We start from the raw sequence: 3,981 nt of genomic DNA, 5'->3' as shown, positions 1-3,981 counted from the left end.
AATTCTACTGTTTTCTTGTGTCCTTACAGCTCTGCCTTTTTCTTCTTGCTTCTTCTCATGACGCGCTACAAACGCATTGGCTTCCTTGCTCCAATTCAAAGAATCCTGCGCTACCCCTTCAGAAACTTCCTTAATCCGTGCATTTACATTCTTGATATTATCATCAAGACCAATAAATGCGCTACCAACATTTTCAAAACTAGCACTTGCTACCGAACCATCCGTATCAACCTTCGATAACTTGTAGGTTGGTCCTGTAAACGTACCGTCAACAAATTTTGCATCACCACCAAGGAATTTAGCTACATTCTGAGAAATCGTGTTGATCTGACTACCATTAATCGCATCATGTGAACTCTCACCAATGGCACCATCTTTGACATTATGAAGTGCAACTGGTCCTGCATCCTTACCTTTACCTAAAGTCACACTCGTGTAATCAATGCCGCCATTATCACCATCTTTTTTATCGTAATGCACAACAGCTGAATCATCAGACTGAAGGCTGGTAGAAAGTTCCTTCAGACTTGCATCAAGCTGACCTTTGTTAACAGCTTCATTATCCTTTGTTGCTTCACCAACACCTGAAAGAGTCCGATCCGTACCAGTCTTGTTGGCTATATTGATTTCACTGCCTTCTACTTCTTTACCAATAGTGATAAGATTTGTATCTGCATCTTTCTTAACAAGGCTATCTCCTCTAACATTGTTAATTTCATTGTTAATTTGTTTTGTAATCTCATTTTTAACATTTGTGATAGAACTACCAACCCCTGTTAAAGCACTCGCTACATCAGGATAATTCTGATCTTTAGATCCACCATCAGCGTCAAAGGTCTTGACCGTGAATTTAGGATTCGTCCATTTACCTTCTGTATATTCAGCGCCACCACCTAAATAAGTTGCAACAGTCTTATTCGTCTCAAAAAGCTGAGAACCATTGATCGCATCACTTGAGCTTGAAGAAACCTCTCCATTGGAAAGAAATGTGATCTTGCTGTTTTCCTTTTTACCTTCTTCCGTTTTATGCTGTGCGACAAAGGCGTTACTCTCATTACTCCATAATAAAGAATCTTGTGCAACTCCTTCTGAGACTTCCTTAATGCGAGCGTTAACAGTCTTGATATTTGTATCAAGTCCTTTAAAGGCTTTTTCAACACCTTCATACGGTTTATCTGTTACCTCACCGTCTTTAGAAACTGTCGATAAGTCATAGCTGGGAACTGTAAAAGTGCCATCAGCACTAAACGATGATTTGCCACCTAAAATCTTTGATAAACTTGCAGCTATGGTATTAATCTGACCACCCGTAACAGCATCGCTCGAACCTGATACTATAGAACCATCAGCCAGCGATGTGATCTTGCTGTTTTCCTTTTTACCTTCTTCCGTTTTATGCTGTGCGACAAAGGCATTGGCTTCATCATTCCATAACAAAGCATCTTTCTCAATATGTTGAGAACTATCAGTTATTTTTTTATTAAAATCATTGATCGTATTCGTTATACGCGTATTCACATTCCCAAGGCTATAATCAAGCGCCGAAAGAGCTGAACCAACATTATGATGACTATTTGGCGATACATCTACATCACCAGTTTTTCTAATGTCATGTACCCCATAAGATGGTTCACTGAAAGCACCATTACTAAAAGCTGCATTCCCACCTAAGAACTTAGCAATATCACCGCCTATTTTATTAATCTGCTGACCATTAATTGCATCATAGGATTCTGAAGATATTACACCCTTAGCAACATTATGGAGTGCAACAGGTGTCTTGTCTTTACCACCCAAAGTTATACTCATATAATTAGGGGCACCATCCTTCTGTTTATCGTAATGAACAACGGCTGAATCATCAGACTGAAGGCTGGTAGAAAGATCCTTTAAACCTTTATCTAGCTGACCTTTATTAACCGCTTCATTATTCTTCGTTGCTGCCTTCACACCAGAAAGAGTTCGATCTGCTTTGCTACTATTAGCGATATTGATTTCACTGCCTTCTACTTCTTTACCAATAGTGATAAGATTGGTTGCTTGATCTTTCTTAACAAGGCTATCACCTTTCACATTGGCAATCTCATTATTAATCTCTTTGCTGATCTCATTTCTAATATTTGTGAAAGAATTACCAACTCCAGCCAAAGCATCCGCCACATTGCTATAAGTTTTCTCTTCAGAGTTACCATCATCCTTAACTGTCGTAACCTTAAAACTTGGAGCTTTCCATTGTCCTTGCTCATCATAGCCAGCGCCACCACCAAAATAGGTTGCAAGTTGTTCGTTCAGCGAATAAAGCTGACCACCCGTGACAGCATCCGTTGAATCTTTAGAAACAACACCATCTAAAAGAAACGTAATTCTACTGTTTTCTTGTGTCCTTACAGCTCTGCCTTTTTCTTCTTTGCTCTTTTCATGACGTGCTACAAAGGCATTAGCTTTATCGTTCCATAACAAAGCATCACCTTTAACTTGCTGAGTAATATTCGTTATGTTTTTAGTAAGTTCGCTAAACTTATTTGTTACATTATCATTGACATTCTTGATATTGCTATCAAGCTGGCTTTTGTTAACAGCGTCATTATTGTTCTTTGCTTCCCCAACACCAGAAATTATCCGATCAGCACCGCTTTCATTTGCAATATTGATTTCTGCGCCACCTACTTTTGCACCAATAGTGAGACGATGCGTTGTCTTATCTTGCTGAACAAAGCTCTCACTTTCCACTTTAGTAATCACATTGTTAACCTGTTCAGTCAATTTATTCTGAACAGTCGTGAGAGCCGTATTAACACCCTCAAACGCATCAGCTACATTCTGATAAGTCTCACTTTTTTCCTCTCCATCAGTATCGAAAGTTTTAATCTTAAAAGTAGGACCTTCTGAGTTTCCATTTCCAAAGTCAGCACCGCCACCAAGATAATTAGCTAAATGGGTACCCACTATATACAGCTGTCCACCATTCACGGCTTCTTCTGAGTTTTGTGTTAAATCTCCACCTGTAAGATATTTAATTTTACCTGAACTTCTGTCTTTCCCCTCTCCGTGCATAGCACTAAAGGCTCCATCAGTTTTGCTCCACAATAAGGCATCGCCTTGAAATTCTTTATTAATATCGTTTAATTTGTCATTAAAATTATTAACAACAGTATTCAGATGTTTGTTTACATTTATGAAGTTCGTATCAATTCCTGCAAAAGCAGAGCCTACATCGGTATAGTCTTTTGAACCATCTTCTTTACCATCAGCTGTGAAGGTTTTAAGCTTGAATGTAGGAGCGGTCCAAGCGCCATCTTTATAATTAGCACCACCACCAAAATATTTGACTACATTCTCAGATGCTGTTTTGAGATCACTTGTTACAGTCGTAACATTTTTATTTGTTTCAAAAAGCTGGGAACCATTTACTGCTTCATTTGAAGCTTCTGTGAGCGCACCATCCTTTATACCTGTAAGGGTACGCTTTTCATTTTTTTTGTTGGCAATATCAATTTTATCACCATCTGTTTCTTTTCCAATACTGATGTGTCTCGTTTCTGCATCCTGTTTAACGAAGCTACTGGCTGCTACTTGTTCTTTGACATCTTTTAATTGCGAAAAATTCACCGCATCAGTTTCTTTAGTACCAGCAGCTACACCAGAAAGAGTCCGAGGGCTGGCTTTAATGTCGCTGAAATCAATGCCAAATGGTTCCAATAGATCCTTACCAATAGTAATAAGACCTGTCTTTTCATTTTTCTTAACAAGAATACTGTCTCTTACATCAGCAACCTGTTTGTTAATATTATCTTTCATTTTATTAAAAGAACTATCAACCGCCACAAAAGCATCTGTTATATTTTCATACGTCTGATTCTGAACAGCATAGCTAGGTGGCATACCCTTTAGTACATCAGTTTTACCACCAAAATATTTTGATGTATTCGCCATAGCCGTTTCCAGATTTCTCGCTGTGGACGAAAGACCCTCATTGGTTTT

1 pseudogene is annotated in these 3,981 nt (G+C 38.6%); it reads right to left on the bottom strand.

What is annotated here, in order from left to right:
* Nucleotides 1–3,933: pseudogene (locus tag ACFIK0_RS08860) on the bottom strand (hypothetical protein); the annotation flags it as partial.
* Between the last annotated feature and the right edge of the window lie 48 nt (nt 3,934–3,981).

Origin of the sequence: Bartonella sp. CL63NXGY (genome assembly GCF_042194905.1) — a bacterium.
In the GTDB taxonomy this organism is placed as follows: domain Bacteria; phylum Pseudomonadota; class Alphaproteobacteria; order Rhizobiales; family Rhizobiaceae; genus Bartonella.
Note: the sequence above shows the minus strand (reverse complement) of the source record. Positions and strands in the feature narration are given on the sequence as shown.